Source organism: Flavobacterium oreochromis (assembly GCF_019565455.1).
GTDB classification, from domain to species: Bacteria; Bacteroidota; Bacteroidia; order Flavobacteriales; family Flavobacteriaceae; genus Flavobacterium; species Flavobacterium oreochromis.
On the sequence record NZ_CP067377.1, the window covers coordinates 1,479,840 to 1,499,935 of the forward strand.

13 protein-coding genes and 4 pseudogenes are annotated in these 20,096 nt (G+C 29.7%); 4 read left to right on the forward strand and 13 right to left on the reverse strand.

The annotated features are described in order from the left end of the window. Positions 1 to 223: 223 nt before the first annotated feature. Positions 224 to 988: a DUF5686 family protein gene (locus tag JJC03_RS07075; RefSeq protein WP_235874224.1), complete on the reverse strand. Its 765-nt coding sequence runs from the start codon at positions 986 to 988 to the stop codon at positions 224 to 226. A gap of 183 nt (positions 989 to 1,171) precedes the next feature. Here JJC03_RS07075 and JJC03_RS07080 point away from each other — a divergent pair, with 183 nt between their 5' ends. Genes JJC03_RS07080 through JJC03_RS07095 form a run of 4 tightly spaced genes read left to right on the forward strand, consistent with a single transcriptional unit; the run spans position 1,172 to position 6,223 of the window. Then, positions 1,172 to 1,843 (forward strand): TetR/AcrR family transcriptional regulator, encoded by a 672-nt coding sequence (locus JJC03_RS07080; protein WP_088397895.1) that lies wholly within the window; start codon positions 1,172 to 1,174, stop codon positions 1,841 to 1,843. After that, positions 1,840 to 3,492: a peptidase domain-containing ABC transporter gene (locus JJC03_RS07085; protein WP_088397896.1), complete on the forward strand. Its 1,653-nt coding sequence runs from the start codon at positions 1,840 to 1,842 to the stop codon at positions 3,490 to 3,492. Before JJC03_RS07080 ends, JJC03_RS07085 begins: the two co-directional genes overlap by 4 nt. A gap of 2 nt (positions 3,493 to 3,494) precedes the next feature. Then, entirely contained in the window at positions 3,495 to 4,847 is a 1,353-nt protein-coding gene (locus tag JJC03_RS07090; RefSeq protein ID WP_088397897.1) for an HlyD family secretion protein, read from the forward strand. Then, positions 4,847 to 6,223, forward strand: a complete 1,377-nt coding sequence (locus JJC03_RS07095; RefSeq protein WP_088397898.1) for a TolC family protein — start codon at positions 4,847 to 4,849, stop codon at positions 6,221 to 6,223. The genes JJC03_RS07090 and JJC03_RS07095 overlap by 1 nt, the downstream gene beginning before the upstream one ends. A gap of 178 nt (positions 6,224 to 6,401) precedes the next feature. On the opposite strand, the pseudogene JJC03_RS07100 reads toward JJC03_RS07095, so the two are convergent. The 12 genes and pseudogenes from JJC03_RS07100 to JJC03_RS07150 all read right to left on the reverse strand — a co-directional run bounded on the left by JJC03_RS07100 (position 6,402) and on the right by JJC03_RS07150 (position 20,081). Beyond that, positions 6,402 to 8,407 (reverse strand): annotated as a pseudogene (locus JJC03_RS07100) (heavy metal translocating P-type ATPase). 11 nt (positions 8,408 to 8,418) lie between these two features. Then, positions 8,419 to 9,147, reverse strand: a complete 729-nt coding sequence (locus JJC03_RS17575; RefSeq protein WP_309597791.1) for an efflux RND transporter periplasmic adaptor subunit — start codon at positions 9,145 to 9,147, stop codon at positions 8,419 to 8,421. Next, entirely contained in the window at positions 9,087 to 9,623 is a 537-nt protein-coding gene (locus JJC03_RS17580; RefSeq protein WP_258932544.1) for an efflux RND transporter periplasmic adaptor subunit, read from the reverse strand. Before JJC03_RS17580 ends, JJC03_RS17575 begins: the two co-directional genes overlap by 61 nt. 11 nt (positions 9,624 to 9,634) lie before the next feature. Continuing rightward, positions 9,635 to 13,949, reverse strand: a pseudogene (locus JJC03_RS07110) (CusA/CzcA family heavy metal efflux RND transporter). A gap of 96 nt (positions 13,950 to 14,045) precedes the next feature. Further along, a complete protein-coding gene (locus tag JJC03_RS07115; protein ID WP_254424653.1) occupies positions 14,046 to 14,372 on the reverse strand; it encodes a DUF6660 family protein in 327 nt (108 codons plus the stop codon). Between the two features lie 937 nt (positions 14,373 to 15,309). Next, positions 15,310 to 16,257: pseudogene (locus JJC03_RS07120) on the reverse strand (DUF2931 family protein); the annotation flags it as partial. Positions 16,258 to 16,406: 149 nt separating this feature from the next. Then, positions 16,407 to 16,958, reverse strand: a complete 552-nt coding sequence (locus JJC03_RS19405; RefSeq protein WP_445297853.1) for a DUF7738 domain-containing protein — start codon at positions 16,956 to 16,958, stop codon at positions 16,407 to 16,409. After that, positions 16,943 to 17,239, reverse strand: coding sequence for a DUF7738 domain-containing protein (locus JJC03_RS07130; RefSeq protein ID WP_235874226.1), 297 nt, complete (start codon positions 17,237 to 17,239; stop codon positions 16,943 to 16,945). The genes JJC03_RS19405 and JJC03_RS07130 overlap by 16 nt, the downstream gene beginning before the upstream one ends. Positions 17,240 to 17,295: 56 nt before the next feature. Further along, positions 17,296 to 17,919 carry a DUF2931 family protein gene (locus JJC03_RS07135; protein WP_235874227.1) on the reverse strand — a complete coding sequence of 208 codons (624 nt, stop codon included), beginning with the start codon at positions 17,917 to 17,919 and terminating at the stop codon, positions 17,296 to 17,298. A 2-nt stretch (positions 17,920 to 17,921) separates the two neighbouring features. Continuing rightward, a pseudogene (locus JJC03_RS19130) lies at positions 17,922 to 18,242 on the reverse strand (DUF2931 family protein); the annotation flags it as partial. 149 nt (positions 18,243 to 18,391) lie between these two features. Then, positions 18,392 to 19,225, reverse strand: a complete 834-nt coding sequence (locus JJC03_RS07145) for a DUF7738 domain-containing protein (RefSeq protein ID WP_235874228.1) — start codon at positions 19,223 to 19,225, stop codon at positions 18,392 to 18,394. Then, complete coding sequence (locus JJC03_RS07150; protein ID WP_235874229.1) at positions 19,218 to 20,081, reverse strand: DUF7738 domain-containing protein; 864 nt, start codon at positions 20,079 to 20,081, stop codon at positions 19,218 to 19,220. The genes JJC03_RS07145 and JJC03_RS07150 overlap by 8 nt, the downstream gene beginning before the upstream one ends. Between the last annotated feature and the right edge of the window lie 15 nt (positions 20,082 to 20,096).

Below are 20,096 nucleotides of genomic sequence, written 5' to 3' on the forward strand. Positions count from 1 at the left end.
AATAGAATCATTAAAAGATTCAAACGAAATGGATTCTTTTCGGTTAGTAGCCTTATTAGATAAAGAAATAGGAAAATATTTTTTTTCTATAGGAAAGTTTCCTAAAGTTAATTGTGAATACTCAGTAGTAACAATTATTTCAAGAAAATCAGTAGCGTATTTCTTCCCTTTCGGGTTGTATTTTTTTCAGAATCTTCAAAAGTAATATATTCTCCTAAAATTTTTATTGGATATTTGCTATTTCCTTTTTTAGAATTAATTGTGTATGTGAAGGAATCCAATGATGAGCTACTTCATTATAAGTATATGAATGTATTGAGCGGCATTCTATTTTTCCTAATGTATAAAAACGAGCCTTGGCAATATTAAAGTTTTCAATATCTACAAGTATTTCTCCTTTTACTAAACTTTTATTTTTAGAGTTTTTTGGATTAAATTTTATTCGTACAAGTTTTCGATTTTGTTCAGATGTATAATTAAGAATAGAGAAAATGTATTTATTTAAGCCTTTTTCTGAAATAGGATTTGTGTATTCTTTTTCTGCAATTTCTAATTTTGAATCATAGAGATTAAAAGGATGTAATTGTAGTGTAAAGTATTCTGCTATAGGTTCTTTAAAGCCAGCCATACGTGTAGCAATTATCTCTTCTTTTATGTTTTTTTTATTTTTAGTAATAACTGAAATTTTTTCGGCTTGATACAAATGTTGTTTTGATATTATTTTTTTGAATTTGTAATCAGACGAATCAATTTCTTTAATGATTTTATTACCCCTTTTATATTTATAAATGGTATCAATATGACCGTATGAATTTTTAGGATCCGCTGTAATGATTAGTTTGTTATAACTGGTTAATTGATAATTAGGCGTTTGATTACTATATTGATAAAGTAAGATTTTTTTTATATAAAAATCAGCAGTTTCCTGTCCATATAAACATATAGGAAACAACAAAATAAAGATTATCAAGTAATTGTATTTGGGCATTGGGGCTTTTTACCCAAATTTACAAAAAGCCGCTTTATTTTTTGTGAATTTTTATAGATTATAATTATGCTATTTAAGACAATAGTCTTCTAATTAAGTGGGTTTTATTAAATAAAAGTTAAACTTCCTAAATTAATAGTGTTACTATTATATTTGTTTGTATGTTTGTTTAAAATGATAATAATGAAACATCTTTTTTCAAACATAAAAATAGCAGTCAATGACAAATTATATGTCAAAGATCCTGAAACTTCAGAATTAGGAAGAAAAATTATTCAGAATAGTATTATTCTTATAGATGAAATAGGTTTTGATTTGTTTACCTTTAAAAAACTAGGAGAACGAATTCAATCTAATGAAAGTTCTATTTATCGTTATTTTGAAAATAAACACAAGTTGATGTTGTATTTATCATCTTGGTATTGGGCTTGGATGGAATATCATATAGTTTTTAGCACTACTAATATTAAAGATGTACAAGAAAAGTTAGAAAAAGCTATTCAAATAGTTTCTCAAAATATACAAGATGATACTAATACACCTCATATAAATGAAGCTATTTTAAATAGAATCATTGTTTCAGAGTTTACAAAAACCTTTTTAACTAAAGAAGTAGATGAGGAAAATAAAGAAGGTTATTTTTTAGTATATAAAAGGGTAGTAAATAGATTAGTTGATATTATTAATGAAATAAATCCTTCTTACCAGTATGCAAAAAGTTTGTCTTCTACTATAGTAGAAGGAGCATTACATCAACAATTTATAAAACAACATTTTAAAACAATTACTAATTTTAATGAAAAAGACGATGTGTCTAGTTTCTTTATTGATTTAGCTAAAAAAACAATATTATGACGCCATTTGAACGATTTAAAAAACTTATTTCTTTAGATAAAAGAGATATATATCAGATTTTTTTATACGCCATTTTTGCCGGTATAATAAGTTTATCATTACCATTAGGAATACAAACTATTATAAATTTTATACAAGCAGGACAAATAAGTACATCTTGGGTTGTGTTAGTCTTTGTAGTAATTGTAGGTGTTGCCCTAGCTGGAATTATGAAAATTATGCAGTTTCGAATTACTGAAAACTTGCAACAAAAAATATTTGTTCGTGCTTCTTTCGAATTTGCGTACCGATTTCCAAGAATAAAAACGAGTGAATTTCATAATGAATACCCTCCTGAATTAGCTAATCGTTTTTTTGATACCTTAAATGTACAAAAAGGAGTTTCAAAATTATTATTAGATATTTCTACAGCATTATTACAAATTCTTTTTGGAATTGTTTTACTATCCTTATATCATTCCTTCTTTATTTTTTTTGGAATAATATTAATAATTTTATTATACCTTATTTACCGTATGAATTTTGAAGTTGGATTAGCAACTAGTTTAAAAGAATCAAAATATAAATATAAAGTAGCTCATTGGTTGCAGGAGATAGCTCGTAATCATATTAGTTTTAAAAATCAGAATCTATTCTTATTTTCCTTAGAAAAAAATGACAAATTAGTAAATGAATATTTAGAACAGAGAGAAAGTCATTTTAAAATATTACGAAAACAGTTTGTTCAATTAGTAGGATTTAAAATATTACTAACTGCTGGCTTATTAATAATAGGAGGGATTTTAGTGCTAAATCAGCAAATGAATATAGGTCAGTTCGTAGCCGCTGAAATTGTAATTTTAAGTATTGTAGCCGCTGTAGAAAAATTATTTTCAGGTTTAGAATTATTTTATGATGTTCTTACTTCATTAGAAAAGTTAGGAGCTGTTGTAGATAAAGAAGTAGAAGTTTTAACAACAGATAGTAGTTTATATAAATTAGAAAAAATAACCGCTATACATATAGAAACAAAGGATCTAACATTTTCTTATAAAGGAACAGACGTACCTGCTTTATCTAATGTTAATATAAAAATAGAACCAAAAGATCGTGTACTAATTAAAGGGGATAATGGGGCAGGAAAAACAACACTTATACGATTATTAGCACGATTGATAGAACCTAGTTCAGGAACTATTTATCTTAATGAAACTAATTATAAAAAATATTCATTAGAAGAATTTAGAGCTAAAATAGCTATTGTTACCTTAAATGAAGCACCGTTTGAAGGAACTATTTTAGAAAATATTACGTGTAATAATAGTAATATTACTATGGAACAACTCATAGATGTTTTAGACAAAGTAAAATTAACCGAAGTAATTAAAAATCTTCCAAATGGATTAGATACCCAACTTTTTCCTGAAGGAAAGCAAATCAATTCATCAGTAACTCAAAAAATTGTTTTAGCACGTTGTATTATTCAACAACCTAGAATTTTATTCCTTGAAGATCCTGTAGATAAATCAGATGATAAATCAGCTAAAGAAATAATTGATTATCTGACCAATAAAGAACACGATTGGACATTAGTTGTGGTCAGTAAAAATCCATATTGGGAGCAAAAATGTAATAAAATAGTTACTATCGATAACGGTCATTTAGTATAAATATGCTTAATATAACACACAATAGAATAGAAAAATCAGTTGATTTGCATAAGTATAAATCAACTAGAGTATTTGTTCAAAATCAGCAGTATAAAGTCATAAAAAGAATTTTTATTAGTACAGGAATTCTTTTGATATTTTTTCTCTTTCTTCCTTGGACACAGAATATAAAAGGAGGGGGATATGTAACAACACTAAAGCCCAATCAACGACCACAAGAAATTCAAACAGCTATTGCTGGGCGTATCGAAAAATGGTTTGTTCAAGAAGGAGATTTTGTAAAAAAAGGAGATACAATCGTCTATATTTCCGAAATTAAAGAAGATTATTTTGATCCTAACTTAGTTGAAAATACAGGAAATCAAGTAAAAGCAAAAGAAAATGCTGTAATATCCTATAGCCAAAAAGTAAAAGCGCTAGAGGGACAAATGGGAGCTATAGAAACAGAGAGAAATTTAAAATATAAACAGGCACAAAACAAATTAAAACAATCCTATTTAAAAGTAAAAAGTGATAGTATTGATTTAGAAGCTGTGAAAACTCAGTTAAAGATTGCTCGTACCCAGTTTAATCGTTCTGTAAATTTAAATAAAGAAGGATTAAAAGCTTTAACAGATGTTGAAGAAAAAAGAGTAAAACTTCAAGATGTAGAAGCAAAAAATAGTACCCAAGAAAACAAATACATTGCAGCTAAAAATGATGTATTGAATGCTCAAATGGAACTTAATCGTATTCAAGCTGAGTATGCTGAAAAAGTAGCTAAAGCAAACAGTGATAAGCAAACGGCCCTGAGTTCAAGGTATGATACAGAAGCACAGGTAAATAAATTAAAAAATCAGTATACTAATTATAAAATTAGGAATGAATTTTATTATATCACAGCACCACAAGATGGTTATATAAATAGGGCATTACAATCAGGAATAGGTGAAACTATAAAAGAAGGAACTTCAATTGTAAGTATAATGCCTGCTAATTTTGAAATTGCAGTAGAAACCTATATAGATCCTATTGATTTTCCATTAGTAAATAAAGGAGAGAAAGTTCGTGTATGGTTTGATGGCTGGCCTACAATCGTATTTAGTGGTTGGCCTGATGTTTCTTACGGAACTTTTGGAGGGATTATTGTAGCCAAAGAAAATTTTATCAGTGATAATGGTAAATATAGAGTGTTAATAGCACCTGATCCAAAAGATAAGCAATGGCCTACTTTATTAAGTATAGGTGCAGGAGCAGAGACTTTAGCATTGCTAAATGATGTGCCTATTTGGTTTGAAATTTGGAGGACTTTAAATGGCTTTCCTCCAAATTTTTATAAGGTTGATAAAAAAACTAAAGAAGAAAAGAAAAAATAATGAAACATCTATTTTTAATACTCTTTTTCATTCCAATACTAATAGTTGCACAAACTAAAGAACTTACTTATAATGAGTTTTTAGGTTATGTAAAAAAATACCATCCATTAGTAAAACAAGCAAATTTAAATATATCTGAATCACAAGCTCAATTAATGCAAGCACGCGGTGCGTTTGATCCTAAAATTGAAGTTGATTTTGACAAGAAAGATTTTAAAGATAAAAACTACTATTCTATTTTTAATAGTAGTTTTAAAATTCCAACTTGGTACGGAATTGAGTTGAAAGCAGCTTTTAACAATAGCGAAGGTATTTTTGTTAATCCAGAAATAACAACACCTAATCAAGGATTAACATCTTTAGGAATTCGTATACCTGTTGGACAAGGTCTGTTTATAAACCAGAGAATGGCTGATCTTCGTAAAGCCAAATTAGCACTTACACTTAATACAGCTGAACGAGATTTACAAGCGTTAGAAATAATATACGAAGCATCCAATAGCTATTTTAATTGGAAACGCGCTTATCATGAAGTACAATTATACGAATCCTATTTTAAAAATGCTTCTGTTCGGTTTAAAGGAATAGAAAAACTAATAGAACAAGGAGATAAGCCTGCTATAGATAGTATAGAAGCAGGTATAGCAGTACGAAATCGCCAATTAAATTTAGAAGATGCTCAACTAAAATTAAGAAAAGCAAAACTAGAAGTTTCTAATTATATTTGGACAAAAGACAACATTCCCTTGGAAATAGATGATACTCTCTATCCCGAAATTCAATTAGAAAAAACAATTCGAAATACCTTATCAAATATTCAATTAAAACAATTAATAATTGATCATCATCCTAAGCTAAAAGCTCTAAATGCTAAAATAGATATGCTTCTTATTGAGCAACGTTTAAAGGCTAATACCCTTTTACCTAAATTAGACGTGAGTTATAATTATCTTTCAGAACCTGATTATTTGATGAAATATCGTTTTCAGGATTATAAATTAGGAATAAATTTTAGTATGCCGTTGTTTTTAAGAAAAGAAAGAGGAAGTTTAAAACTGGCTAAACTTAAAATACAAGATGTACAATTTAGTTTAGAATTTGAAAAACAACAATTAAAAAATAAAGTAGAAGCATTATATCAAGAACAAACTTCATTAGAAAAACAGCTTCAAATTAATAAAAAGTTAGTATCTGATTTTGAAAAAATGCTTTCAGCAGAAGAGCATTTATTTGCAATGGGAGAAAGCTCTTTATTCTTAATTAATTCAAGAGAAAATTCATTAGTAAGTTCTAAATTATCAAATATTGCTTTAGAAAATAGATTCTATAATTTATTGATTAGTATTTATAAATCATTAGGTAAATATGATTTGTAAAGAAGTTATAAGCTAGGTTCTAATTTATTTTTTACATGACCCTAAATAAGAACGCCCCAAAAAAGTAGTATTAAGATTTTGGGGCGTACCTATCTGATACACAATTCTAAAAAGTGTGTGAGTTTAAAAATTACCTACTTTTTTTTAAATGGTTTTATAAGATAGATGATAATATTAATTATGGTGTAAATTTCATTTGTTGAATTCTAATCGCATTTAAAATAGCTAATAGAGCAACGCCTACATCTGCAAAAACAGCTTCCCACATAGTAGCTAAACCACCTGCTCCAAGTATTAAGACAATAGCTTTTACTAGAAATGCTAAGCTAATATTTTGCCAAACAATTTTTTTAGTTTCTTTTCCTATTTCTATTGCCATAGCAATTTTACTAGGCATATCATCTTGTATTACTATATCAGCCGTTTCTATAGCCGCATCACTTCCTAAACCCCCCATGGCTATTCCTATATTACTTAATGCAATAACAGGAGCATCATTTACTCCATCTCCAACAAAAGCTACAGTTTCATTTTGGGCTATAATTTCTTTTATTTTGGTTACTTTATCTTCCGGTAATAAATCACCAAATGACTTTGTAATACCTAACTTAGAAGCAACAAACTGCACAACTGTACTTTTATCTCCACTAAGCATAGTGGTTTTTATACCTAATGTTTTTAGTTTATCAATAGTTGTTTGTGCATCTTTTTTGATAGAATCAGCTATTGTAATATATCCTACAAAATTTTTATCATAAGCTACTGCAATTAAGGTATAGACAATATGATCTGGATTTATATTGTATTGAATATTAAACTTTTTCATTAGTTTAAAATTACCTACCAGTAACTCTTTCCCATTAGCAAATGCTCTTAATCCGTGTCCCGCTATTTCTTCTACATTTTCTAATCGAATAGATGAATTAAGATTTCCAACATAATTGTGGATAGCAGTAGCTACAGGATGTGTGCTTTGACTTTCTAGTGCATTTACCATATCTAAAATTTCATCTTTATTAAAACTAGAATCAAAAGAAACTTCTTGTACTTTAAAAACTCCTTCTGTCATAGTACCTGTTTTATCCATTACTACATTTTTAATGGTAGCCATACTATCTAAAAAATTACTTCCTTTAAATAAAATTCCATTTTTAGAAGCGGCTCCAATTCCTCCAAAATATCCCAGAGGGATACTGATAACCAAAGCGCATGGACATGAAATTACTAAAAAGACTAATGCTCTATATAACCATTCATTAAATTTATAATCAGAAACAAAATAGAGAGGGATAATACAAATTAAGAGGGCTAAAATAACAACGAGGGGAGTGTAAAGTTTAGCAAACTTTCTAATAAATAATTCAGTTGGTGCTTTTTGTGCAGTAGCATTTTGTACTAATTCAAGAATTTTAGATAATTTACTATTCTTATAATCAGTTGTTACTCTAATTTGTACAACTCTATTTAAATTTATCATTCCTGCTAGAACCGTTTCTCCTTTAGTTTTTGTATCAGGTTTGCTTTCACCAGTAAGAGCAGCTGTATCAAAAACTGCTTTTTCAGAAAGAAGTTCTCCGTCTAGAGCTAATTTTTCTCCTGGTTTTAATTGTATAATATCACCAATTTTTGCTTCGGAAGCTTTTATCGTTGTGGAGGAATTGTTATTCAGGATAGTTACCTCATCAGGTCTTTGATCTAATAATGACTTTATATTTGCTTTAGCTCGGGTTACTGCTAAAGTTTGAAATACTTCACCTACTGAGTAAAAAAGCATAACCGCGACACCTTCCGGAAATTCGTTTATAGCAAATGCGCCCAGTGTAGCAATACACATTAGTAAAAATTCTGAAAAAAATCACCATTCATAATACTTTCGAGAGCTTCTTTTAAAACGGGGAAGCCTACAGGTAAATAAGCTATTATATACCAACTCGTTTTGATCCAACTTGTAAACCATAATTGAGGAATATAATTTTCTAAAATAATAGCTATTACTAATAAAATAAATGAGATGATAGAAGGGAAAAACATTTTAAAAGGGCTTGTACTAATATGATGATCATGATCAGAATGAATTTCTTGATTCGTACAACATCCCGATTTTTTATCGGAATGTTGATGTTTTTCTTCTATAGAGCAACAAAGGTTTTTTTTGTTTACATTATGTTTATCTTGAGTTTTCATTTTACTAGATTTTAATGTTCGTGTTCACCTCCACCTTTAGATTGCGATAATAAATAAAAAGCTCCTTTTATAACAACTTTAGAATTAGAAGGAATAGATTCTACTAATTTTATTTCTGTATAGCCTAAGTCTGTAGTGCCCGGTACGACCTCTATTGCTTTAAAGTGAATTTCATTTTTTTCTTCTTCTTCTTTGTTTTGGTGTGTTGCATTTGGGTTTTCTAGATGAGAATCTTCTATGATATAGATATAGTATTTTTCTCCATTTCTAACTACTGCATCTTTTGGTAAAGCCTGAACAGTTTGATTCGTAACATTAATATTTGCCGTAACATACATTCCTGTAATCAAATCTTTACTATCATTAGGGTTAATTTTAGCGTGTACCGCAACTGTCTTACTTTCATTAGAAAAAGATTTATTAATTCCAAAAATCCTTCCTTTAATGATTCGGTTTGATTGATTTGTTAAGATGAAATCTACTTCTTGTCCTACAGCAATTTTATCTAAATCTTTTTCATATACATTAAGATCTAGGTGCATTTCGCTATTATTAACAACCTCAAATAAAGCAAGTCCAGTATCAGCAAAAGCACCTTTCGTAATATTTATTTTTCCTACATAACCACTAATAGGAGCTAGAATAGGAATTAGTGAAGTACTTCCTTTTAAACTTATATTTAAAGCCTGTAATTTATTTTTTGCACTTTGTGCTTTTGCTTTTCGATAGCTAGTTTTGATTTTACTTCTTGAAACGTTTTTTTGGGATTAACATCTTCATCACTCAAGGTTTTTTGACGATTGTATTCTAATTGAAGAAACTCAATATTAGCCATTGCAGTCTGATAATCTTCTTGAATTTTAGTTACTTCTAGGTTTTGAATAGTTGCTAATACTTTTCCTTTAGATACATAGGTTCCTTCAAGAACATAAATATCTTTTATTACACCGCTTATTAAGGTAGAAACATCTGCTTTGTTTTGTGGAGGTACGGTTGTGTAGCCACTTGCTTTTATTGAGCTATTAAGATTTTTATTTTCTATATTACCTGTTTGAATGCCTATAGTTTTGTATTGCATTTTAGTAAGAGCTATTTCATTCTCAGGAATTTCTTCTTGAGATTCTTCCTTTTTATTGTCCTTACAAGAAGAAAGAAGAATTAGAAAAAATGTATTAAGAAGTAAAAATTTTTTAAATTGTGATTGTATATTGTTCATTTTAATATCAATTAGTTGTTAGGTATTGATGGATATTGTAAAGAAATGGCACTTTGATTATAAGTGTTTGTTACTTCTATATTTTGTTTTTTAATATCAATAGCTTGATTTAAAAAATTAATATATGACCAGTAACTTAAATCGCCATTAGCATAACTTTTTTGTGCGGCTACTATGATTTGATCGGCATATTGTAAGCCTTCACTTTGATAATATTGTAAACTTTTTTTCTGCTTTTCATAGGTTTCTACTAATTCTTGATTTTGTAACTGAATTAAAAGTTTGTTTTTATTCAATAATAATTCTGATTGGGCAGTGTTAATTTCAGAAGCTTTAGCTTTTGAATTGTTTACGTTTCCAAATAATGGAATTTGTAAACCTGCTGTAAAACCTTGAAAAGGAGATTGCAACTGAATCGTTTGAAAAAAATAGCCAATACCTACTTTAGGAACTCTGAGCGCTTTGTATACAGCTGTTTCTTTTTGATTTACTAATATTTGTTGAGTATAATAGTCTCTAACTAAATTTTCTATTTTATTTTTCCCCTCTGAAATTAATTTATATTCTAAAGGAATAAGGCTGTTAGGTAGAACATCTTCTTTTGTTTGTAAGAAAAATTGAAATTGTTTTTGATAAATACTTAAATCGTGTATGATTTGTTTCTTTTGTGTTTCAATTTCTTTTACTTTGGCTTTAGCACTAATAACTTCTATACTGCCAGTTTCACCTGTTTTGTGTCTTAATTCTGCATTTTTTAGAAAATTAGAGTAAATATCATTTAGGTCAGTATTTAATTTTTGAACCGCAATTCCATATAAATATTGATAAAACGCTAATGTAACCGCTTTTTCCAATTCATATTCTGTAATTGCTTTACGCTTTTCTGCTAATTTAATTAATTCATCTTGTAATTGTTTGTTTGCTTTAGTAATCCCTCCAATCGGAAAATATTGTTGAATAGTAATATTATGGTCAAACTCTTTAGCATTAAATTGACCTCCTTGATATTGGATTTGTATCGGATCAGGTTGAAAAGCAGCCTTTTTTAGAGCGTTTTGTTTCTGAATTTCTTGGTCTGTTATTTTTAATTCATGATTGTTTTTTTTAGCTAATTCAATTGCTTCAGAAAGCGTAATCATTTTTGTATTTTGTCCAAAACTCAGAGAACTAAAAAATAATACAATAATAGAAAGTAAAGAAGTATTGGTTTTTGTATTGTGTTTCATTCCTTTCTCAAATACTAAATAAAGAATAGGTAAGACAATTAAGGTTAGTAAGGTAGCAGAAATTAAACCTCCTATAACTACTGTTGCTAGTGGTTTTTGTACTTCTGCACCTCCACTAGTAGAGAGTGCCATTGGCATAAAGCCTAAAGAAGCCACTGCTGCAGTCATTAATACAGGACGTAGCCTTGTTTTAGTTCCTAAAAACACACGCTTTATAGGGTCGCTAATACCTTCTGTTTCAAGTTGATTAAAGTAAGAAATAAGAACTATTCCGTTTAGAACAGCTATACCAAATAAAGCTATAAAACCAATACCAGCAGAAATACTAAAAGGCATTCCTCGTAGCCATAGAGCAAAAACACCACCAATGGCAGAAAGAGGAATGGCTGTAAAAATTAATAAAGATTGTTTTATACTATTAAAAGTAAAATAGAGTAAAACCATAATTAAAGCAAGCGCAATAGGTAATGCAACTGATAATCGTTTGTTTGCCTCCACTAGATTTTCAAATTGTCCACCATATGTTATAAAATAGCCAGGAGGAAGTTTAAAATCCTTGTTTAATTTTAACTGAATTTCTTCTACTACGCTTTTAATATCACGTCCTCTTACATTTAGACCAACTGTAATTCTTCTTTTACCATTTTCTCTAGAAACCTGTACTGGACCTTGTTCGTATGTAATAGAAGCAACTTGTGAAAGGGGTACTTGTTGCCCACTATTTAATGGAATAAATAAATTATTCACATCGGTTATATCTGTTCTAAAATTTTTGTCTAGTCTTACTACAACATCAAATCGTTTGCTGTTTTCATAAATTTTACCAGCACTTTCACCAGCAAAAGAAGAGCGTATGATTTTATTAATATCTGTTATGTTTAAACCGTATAAAGCAATCTTATTATAGTCATACTTTATTGTTATTTGAGGTAAACCACTAACTCGTTCTGCTTTTAAATCGCCAATTCCATCAATAGTATTAATTTTAGAAATGAGTTCTTTTGCCCTTACATCTAATACTTCTAAATCGTCACCAAAAATTTTAATAGCAATATCGCTACGGCTTCCGGTCATTAATTCGTTAAAACGCATTTGAATAGGTTGTGATATTTCAATATTTGCTCCAGGAATAGTTTCCATTTCTTTCTTCATCATATTAGCTAGATCTTCCCAATTATCAGCGGTTACCCATTCACTTTTATCTTTTAGTACAATAATTAAGTCGCCACTTTCAATAGGCATTGGGTCAGTAGGTATTTCTCCACTTCCTATTTTTGTTACGATTGTTTTAATTTCGGGGAATTTAGCTTTTAATATTTGTTCATATTTTGTTGTTGTTTCTACCATTTGAGATAATGAACTTCCGGTCATAATAGTAGCATTTATTGCTAAGTCTCCTTCTTCTATTGTGGGTATAAATTCACCTCCCATATTTTGAAACGTAAATAAGGCTAAGGCTAAAAGACTAATAGCGATACCTAAAATTGTTTTTCTGAAAGTTAATGCTTTCTCTAGTAGTGGAGTATATTTACTTTCGAGCCAAGCCATCATTCGATCACTAAAATTTTCTTTATGTTCTGTGTTTTTTGATAAAAACAAAGCAGACATCATTGGCACATATGTAAGTGATAAAGTAAAAGCTCCAATAACCGCAAACCCAACGGTCATAGCCATGGGTCTAAACATTTTACCTTCAGTTCCTACTAAAGCAAGAATGGGTAAATAAACAATTAAGATGATTATTTCACCAAAAGCGGCACTACTCCTAATTTTAGATGCTGATTGATATACTTCTTCATCCATTTCGGATTGGGTAAGAGGAGCTTTTCGTTTGATAAAAAATAAATGATGCATAGTGGCTTCTACAATAATTACAGCTCCATCTACAATAATTCCAAAGTCAATAGCTCCTAAACTCATTAAGTTGCCACTTATTCCAAAATAATTCATTAGTATCACAGCAAATAACATTGATAAAGGAATGACAGATGCCACGATGAGTCCTGCACGTAGGTTACCTAAAAATAAAATCAATACGAAAATAACAATTAGAGCTCCTTCTATTAGATTTTTAGTAATTGTTCCAATAGCATTATCAACTAATTTACCCCGGTCAATAAAAGCTTCGGCTACTACACCTTCAGGAAGAGTTGTATTAATTTGCTCTATTTTTTTCTTTTACACGATTTACTACTGCACTAGAATTTTCTCCTTTTAGCATTAGAGCTAATCCACTAACGATCTCACCTTTTCCATCTTTTGTAGAGGCTCCGTATCGTAATGCAATACCTTCCCGTACTGTGGCCACATCTCGAATTAAGACAGGAGCTCCATTTCTATTTTTTACTACTACATTTTGTAAATCTTGAATTCCTGTAGCCATTCCTACACCACGAATAAAATAGGCATATTGATCTTTTTCAATATAAGCACCTCCTGTATTTTGGTTGTTTTTTTCCAGAGCTTGAAAAATTTCAGAAATAGTAACACCTAAACTGTTCAGAGTATTTGGATTAACAGCTATTTCATATTGTTTTAATTTTCCTCCCCATGTGCTAACTTCAGCTACACCTTCTATACCTTGTAGTTGAGGTACAATGATCCAATCTTGAATAGTTCGCAGTTTTACTGCATCATATTGGTCTTCATAACCTTTTTTAGCGTACACATCATATTGATAAATTTCGCCAAGTCCAGTAGAAATAGGAGCTAATCCAGGAGATCCTGCATAATCAGGAATATTTTCTTGAGCTTCTTTTAAGCGTTGAAAAATTTGTTCACGAGCCCAATAAATGTCAACATCATCTTTAAAAACAACCGTAACAACTGATAAACCAAATCGAGAAATACTTCGTAATTCAACAATTTTTGGAATTGTTTTTACAGATCGTTCTAAAGGATAAGTAATTAGTTGTTCTACCTCTTGACTAGCAAGGGTAGGAGCGGTGGTAATAATTTGTACTTGATTATTGGTTACATCTGGTAAAGCATCAAGTGGGAGTTGTTTTACTGAGTAGCTTCCCCAAGCCACTAATATAATAGTAAAAAGCAGTATAAGAAACTTGTTCTTTATACTGAATTGTATAATCTTATCTAACATTGAAATAATATAATAAATTAACGATGAGCAAATACGATATTTGCTGTTAAAGAAGATACTGTCTAGTGTGTAACTTCGTTGATAGTATATAATTTATTATGCGATTTTGGGCGGTTGCCAAATATTGTTGTAGAAATTAGTATAAAAAACAGATTTGTATAAAGATTCTTTTCTTTCTGTAATTATTGTAGGAAGATTTTCAAAATCGTATGAAATAATTGATTGATAGACTAATACTTGAGTACCGCAACAATTACAGGTGCAAAAAGGAGAACATAAATCATCTGTATGAGTATGTCCTTTATGAGAATGGTCTGATGTTGCAGATTTAGCTATAGATCGTTCATGCTCTATAGTGTCTAGGCAAGGTAACCCTGACAATATTAAGAAATAAACAGATAATATAATGTATAGCAATCTCATCTGCTACAAATAAATAAAAAAAATAACTACAAACAAAGAAGATTTTTTAGTTTAAAGAAGTTAATAGGTAAAAGAACCTAATTTATTTCCAGACTAATTAAGGTCTAATATTTTTGTTGGCCTTTTTGTATAAAAAATATTTGATTTCGTGATAAAATATCATAATTCTAAACGTATTATAACACAAACTTTTTATATTTCATGTGTTGAGTAGTTATTATAAATAAAGAAGATTTAGTGTTGAAAATCCTTTTGACAAGATCAGCATACCAGAAAGCCTTTTACATGTGTCGTAAGGAAAAATAAAAAGCTATTTACAATAAATATAGAACGTGTTGATACAGCACAAACAAAACAAGTAACCAAGTTAGGATTAGAATATTTTCCTTAAAAAAGCAAATTTAAATGAGGCTATGTTTTTTAATTTTTGGAAGGGAAATGAGAATGAATTAACGATTTTTTGCCTTCCTTTTAGAAATTAGAAGAAAAATTTATACTACAATTTAATTAAAAAACTACAGGGAAAAATTAGAAAATACACGAAAACAAATGATCATTCCTAACTGATGAAGCGGTTCTGAAATTCGTATATTAGGCTCTTAGATAAGCAACCCAAAAAGGGTCAATGCCAATACCTAATTGAGGGCTAATCCTTAATCAACTCTTATGCTATATTTAAAAAGGGGTTTAAGTTTAATTAAAAAGTCAAACCCCATTATTATAACTTACACACTTTTTAGGATAGTGTCACCTCTAGCTCATCCATATAATCTGTGTAACATCCGCCCACATCTGATTATCATTAATACACAGGTACAACTACCGTTTTATGAGGTATGTTTTCAGGGTATTGACTAGGCGCTTTATATATTTCTTGGTCTTTAATATAGAATGTCAAATATATTGGTTTACATAGTGAATATTTTCTGGTGAATCATTACGAACGTTTATCATAAACCTCAGTTGGCGCTATAGTTTGTACTAAATATTCTTGATCCCTTTGTAGGATATACAGCCCTGTTTTTTGAGCGGTATGCTTAAAGAGGAATTGAAACGCTACGTTTTTATCTATTTTTTTAATAACCTCAAATAATTGAGGTTCGTTAACCTCTATATCTACTGCCTTGGCTTTTTTGTCAGGTGTTAACCATTCCAAATAAAATGCTCTAGGTAAACCTCTAGGTTTTTCTTTATCGTTTTTTAACAAATCGTCCACTAAGATTTCCATTTCGCCGTTGAGTAAATCAGCTAGCTTGCATAACAATTGAGATGCTTTATTCTCTAAAGCAATGTCTATTTTCCAATGGTATTTTTCTCTATAAGCAGTACTCCAAATGCCAAAAGGGATTCCGTTTTTATTAAAATTGTTAATAATTTTTTTGTCATAGGCATCGTTTGGATCAAACCGATTAAAGAACTCCTCTTCCGTAATTTCGGGATTTCCAGGCACCATATCTTTCATAGAAACGGTTGTAGGCTGGGCTCTAAAATGAGCAATCTCTATTCTTGACATTGTTCCATTCATCCATACTGATACAGCGCCACCTGGCGCTAAACCCACTACTATTTCTTCATAAGTTTCCTTTTTCTCAGTTCTATCATTAATAAAACCCTCTTCAAAGAGTTTGAGCATTTTATCATAGGGTAAATCCCAACTTCCTGTATAAAACTTTTTTTCTAAAAAGGATGCCCAAGTTACTTCGAGTTTTACGGGCACTGGTTTAAAATCTTCGCCCACCACGTGCATAGAACCACTATTGCCCCAACCGGTATGCGATGTAGATGAACAAGGGATATAAATAGAGGTACTGTCCTTAAAAATTAAATACCCTTTATAAATTTCCATTGGATATAATGCGGGCGAACTCTCGGTAGGAAGCCATTCAAATTTTTTTTTCGTTCATATTCTGACAACTCGCTAAATTTGTCAAAATTATGATTACAAATAATTTAATTATTACAAATCGAATGCAATTAATAGGCATAAATCTATATTTAAAAATGTAGATTAGTTTTTACTAATCATATTATAAATTAACGAAAAATATTTATTTCTGTAACTGTGTTGATTTCACCAACTTTTTCAACTGAATATCCTTCTCCATTACTAATACTATTATTATGACGAAATATTTCTATAGTTAAATTATCTTCTGTAATAATTCTAGACCATTTTTTAGAATCTCCTGGAGGGTCATATTGCTCCCCTTCTATTTTTAATTCTTTGATAGTTTTAAACCAATTATCATATCCCATTTTACTAAAATCAACCGTATGACCATCATAAGTAAACATCCCTTTATACTCCCCATTAGGAGTATTATTATAAATCAAATGAGGATCTTGTATTTGCTCTTTAGAAACAACGTTTATTTTATTAGGATGGAAAATATTGATATAAATACTTTTTAAAAAATTTTCTTGATTTGTATAAGCATAAAAACCTAATTTATCCCATATATAATATTTACGTACATTAAGAGGTTGTTTTTCCTCTTTGTACTCATCATATTTACCATATTTTTTAATTACTTCTTCTATGGAATTGTATTCTAGATATTCTCCTTCTTTTAATCTGAAAATAATTTTTTTTCATCATTATAAGCAGAAAATCCTTTTGACCACTTCCAAGTTTTATTGGTATTTCCTCCTAACGAATCCGTTACTATTCTGTCGGGTTTGCCCGCAATTTTTACAAAATTAGCAATAGGCTCCCCTACATTTATTCTTTTTGCATTGTAATACAATAAGGTATCTTGAATACAAAAGCCTTGTTCAGGGCAATTATTACTTTTTTCATTCATATTCTGACAACTGCTTAATAATGACATCATTAAAAAGGCCATAAAAAGGATTGTTTTTTTCATACATCTAAAATCATGTGTAATAAGCCCTATATCAAATACTATTTTCTGGTGAATCATTACGAACGTTTATCATAAACCTCAGTTGGCGCTATAGTTTGCACTAAATATTCTTGATCCCTTTGTAGGATATACAGCCCTGTTTTTTGAGCGGTATGCTTAAAGAGGAATTGAAACGCTACATTTTTATCTATTTTTTTAATAACCTCAAATAATTGAGGTTCGTTAACCTCTATATCTACTGCCTTGGCTTTTTTGTCAGGTGTTAACCATTCCAAATGAAATACTCTAGGTAAACCTCTAGGTTTTTCTTTATCGTTTTTTAACAAATCTTCTACTAAAATTTCAATTTCGCCGTTGAGTAAATTAGCTTGTTTGTAGATTAATTGAGATGCTTTATTCTCTAAAGCAATGTCTATTTTCCAATGGTATTTTTCTCTATAAGCAGTACTCCAAATACCAAAAGGGATTCCGTTTTTATTAAAATTGTCAATAATTTTTTTGTCATAGGCATCGTTTGGATCAAACCGATTAAAGAACTCCTCTTCCGTAATTTCGGGATTTCCAGGCACCATATCTTTCATAGAAACCGTTGTAGGCTGGGCTCTAAAATGGGCTATTTCTATTGTTGACTTTGAACCACCTATCCATACTGATACGGCTCCGCCCGGTGCTAAGCCCACTATTATCTCATTGTAAGTTTCCCTTTTTTAGTATCATAATTAATATAACCCTCTTCAAAGAGTTTGAGCATTTTGTCATAGGGTAAATCCCAACTTCCTGTATAAAACTTGTTTTCTAAAAACGATGCCCAAGTTACTTCAAGTTTTACGGGCACTGGTTTAAAATCTTCGCCCACTACGTGCATAGAACCACTATTGCCCCAGCCGGTATGTGATCTAAATGAACAAGGGATATAAATAGAGGTACTGTCCTTAAAAATTAAATACCCTTTATAAATAGTCATAGGGTATAATGCGGGCGAACTCTCGGTAGGAAGCCATTCAAATTTTTTTTTCGTTCATATTCTGACAACTCGCTAAATTTGACAAAATTATGATTACAAATAATTTAATTATTACATATCGAATGCAATTAATAGGCATAAATCTATATTTAAAAATGTAGATTAGTTTTTACTAATCATATTATAAATTAACGAAAAATATTTATTTCTGTAACTGTGTTGATTTCACCAACTTTTTCAACTGAATATCCTTCTCCATTACTAATACTATTATTATGACGAAATATTTCTATAGTTAAATTATCTTCTGTAATAATTCTAGACCATTTTTTAGAATCTCCAGGAGGGTCATATTGCTCCCCTTCTATTTTTAATTCTTTGATAGTTTTAAACCAATTATCATATCCCATTTTACTAAAATCAACCGTATGACCATCATAAGTAAACATCCCTTTATACTCCCCATTAGGAGTATTATTATAAATCAAATGAGGATCTTGTATTTGCTCTTTAGAAACAACGTTTATTTTATTAGGATGGAAAATATTGATATAAATACTTTTTAAAAAATTTTCTTGATTTGTATAAGCATAAAAACCTAATTTATCCCATATATAATATTTACGTACATTAAGAGGTTGTTTTTCCTCCTTGTACTCATCATATTTACCATATTTTTTAATTACTTCTTCTATGGAATTAAATACTTTGCTTTCTTCTGTACTATTTGAATTAAAAACTTTAATCTTATTATTTTCAGCCAAATAAGCTTCATCTCCTGTTTTATGCCACTTCCAAGTTTTATTGGTATTTCCTCCTAACGAATCCGTTACTATTCTGTCGGGTTTGCCCGCAATTTTTACAAAATTAGCAATAGGCTCCCCTACATTTATTCTTTTTGCATTGTAATACAATAGGGTATCTTGAATACAAAAGCCTTGTGGATTAATTTCTTTATTTTGTCCTTTGCTTTGACATGAAGTGATTAATAAAAACAAAAGTGCAACGATGTTACTATTCATTACCATCTGCTTTAACTGACCATATTTCTATACTTTTTATCCCATCTATTTTTCCATTGTCTTGAACTCTTAATCCTTCTTGGTATTCTTCTTCGTTTGTATATCTATTTATTGAAACATATAAATCATCTGTTTTCTTTATCCATCTAGACATTGTTTTTGAATCTCCTGGTGGGTCAAAATCTACACCATTTATTTTTAACCCGTCTACAAATTTTTCCCATCCTGTATATCCTACTTTTGATAAATTCACTGTACGATGATTATAAGTAAAATTACCCTTGTATTCTTTTAAAGGATGACGCTTAAAAACTGCATTATCATCTTCCTTAGTCATATCATAGAAATAGGTTTTTGAACTCAAAATGGGATAAATATTAATTTGACCTATTTTGTCTAATGATTTGATCCACACACTTATTCCTAAATTGTCCCAAACATAAAACTTACTTATTGTTAAATCTACCTTATCCTCCTTGTACTCATCATATTTACCATATTTTTTAATTACTTCTTCTATGGAATTGTATTCTATAAGGTCTTGACTTGTATCATCTACTATCTCACCATTACTAGTTATCTTCTGCTTTGATAGTAAACAATAATTATTTGAGTAATGTTTATTAACTCTAATCATTTTTTCCTTCCAAATATAATCTATTATTGTACCGCCTCCTAAAGAATCGGTAACAATTCTGTCGGGTTTGCCCGCAATTTTTACAAAATTAGCAATAGGTTCCCCTACATTTATTCTTTTTGTATTGTAATACAATAGGGTATCTTGAATACAAAAGCCTTGTTCAGGGCAATTATTACTTTTTTGTTTCGTATTTTGACAACTCGCTAAATTTGACATAATAATTATTGTTAT

Bases quoted from the DNA above. Each gene is read 5' to 3' on its own strand.
- JJC03_RS17580 (WP_258932544.1), bottom strand. From the start codon at position 9,623: ATGAACAATATACAATCACAATTTAAAAAATTTTTACTTCTTAATACA.
- JJC03_RS07095 (WP_088397898.1), top strand. From the start codon at position 4,847: ATGAAACATCTATTTTTAATACTCTTTTTCATTCCAATACTAATAGTT.
- JJC03_RS07075 (WP_235874224.1), bottom strand. From the start codon at position 988: ATGCCCAAATACAATTACTTGATAATCTTTATTTTGTTGTTTCCTATA.
- JJC03_RS07130 (WP_235874226.1), bottom strand. From the start codon at position 17,239: ATGAAAAAAACAATCCTTTTTATGGCCTTTTTAATGATGTCATTATTA.
- JJC03_RS07080 (WP_088397895.1), top strand. From the start codon at position 1,172: ATGAAACATCTTTTTTCAAACATAAAAATAGCAGTCAATGACAAATTA.
- JJC03_RS07145 (WP_235874228.1), bottom strand. From the start codon at position 19,225: ATGAATAGTAACATCGTTGCACTTTTGTTTTTATTAATCACTTCATGT.
- JJC03_RS07090 (WP_088397897.1), top strand. From the start codon at position 3,495: ATGCTTAATATAACACACAATAGAATAGAAAAATCAGTTGATTTGCAT.
- JJC03_RS07150 (WP_235874229.1), bottom strand. From the start codon at position 20,081: ATGTCAAATTTAGCGAGTTGTCAAAATACGAAACAAAAAAGTAATAAT.
- JJC03_RS07085 (WP_088397896.1), top strand. From the start codon at position 1,840: ATGACGCCATTTGAACGATTTAAAAAACTTATTTCTTTAGATAAAAGA.
- JJC03_RS07115 (WP_254424653.1), bottom strand. From the start codon at position 14,372: ATGAGATTGCTATACATTATATTATCTGTTTATTTCTTAATATTGTCA.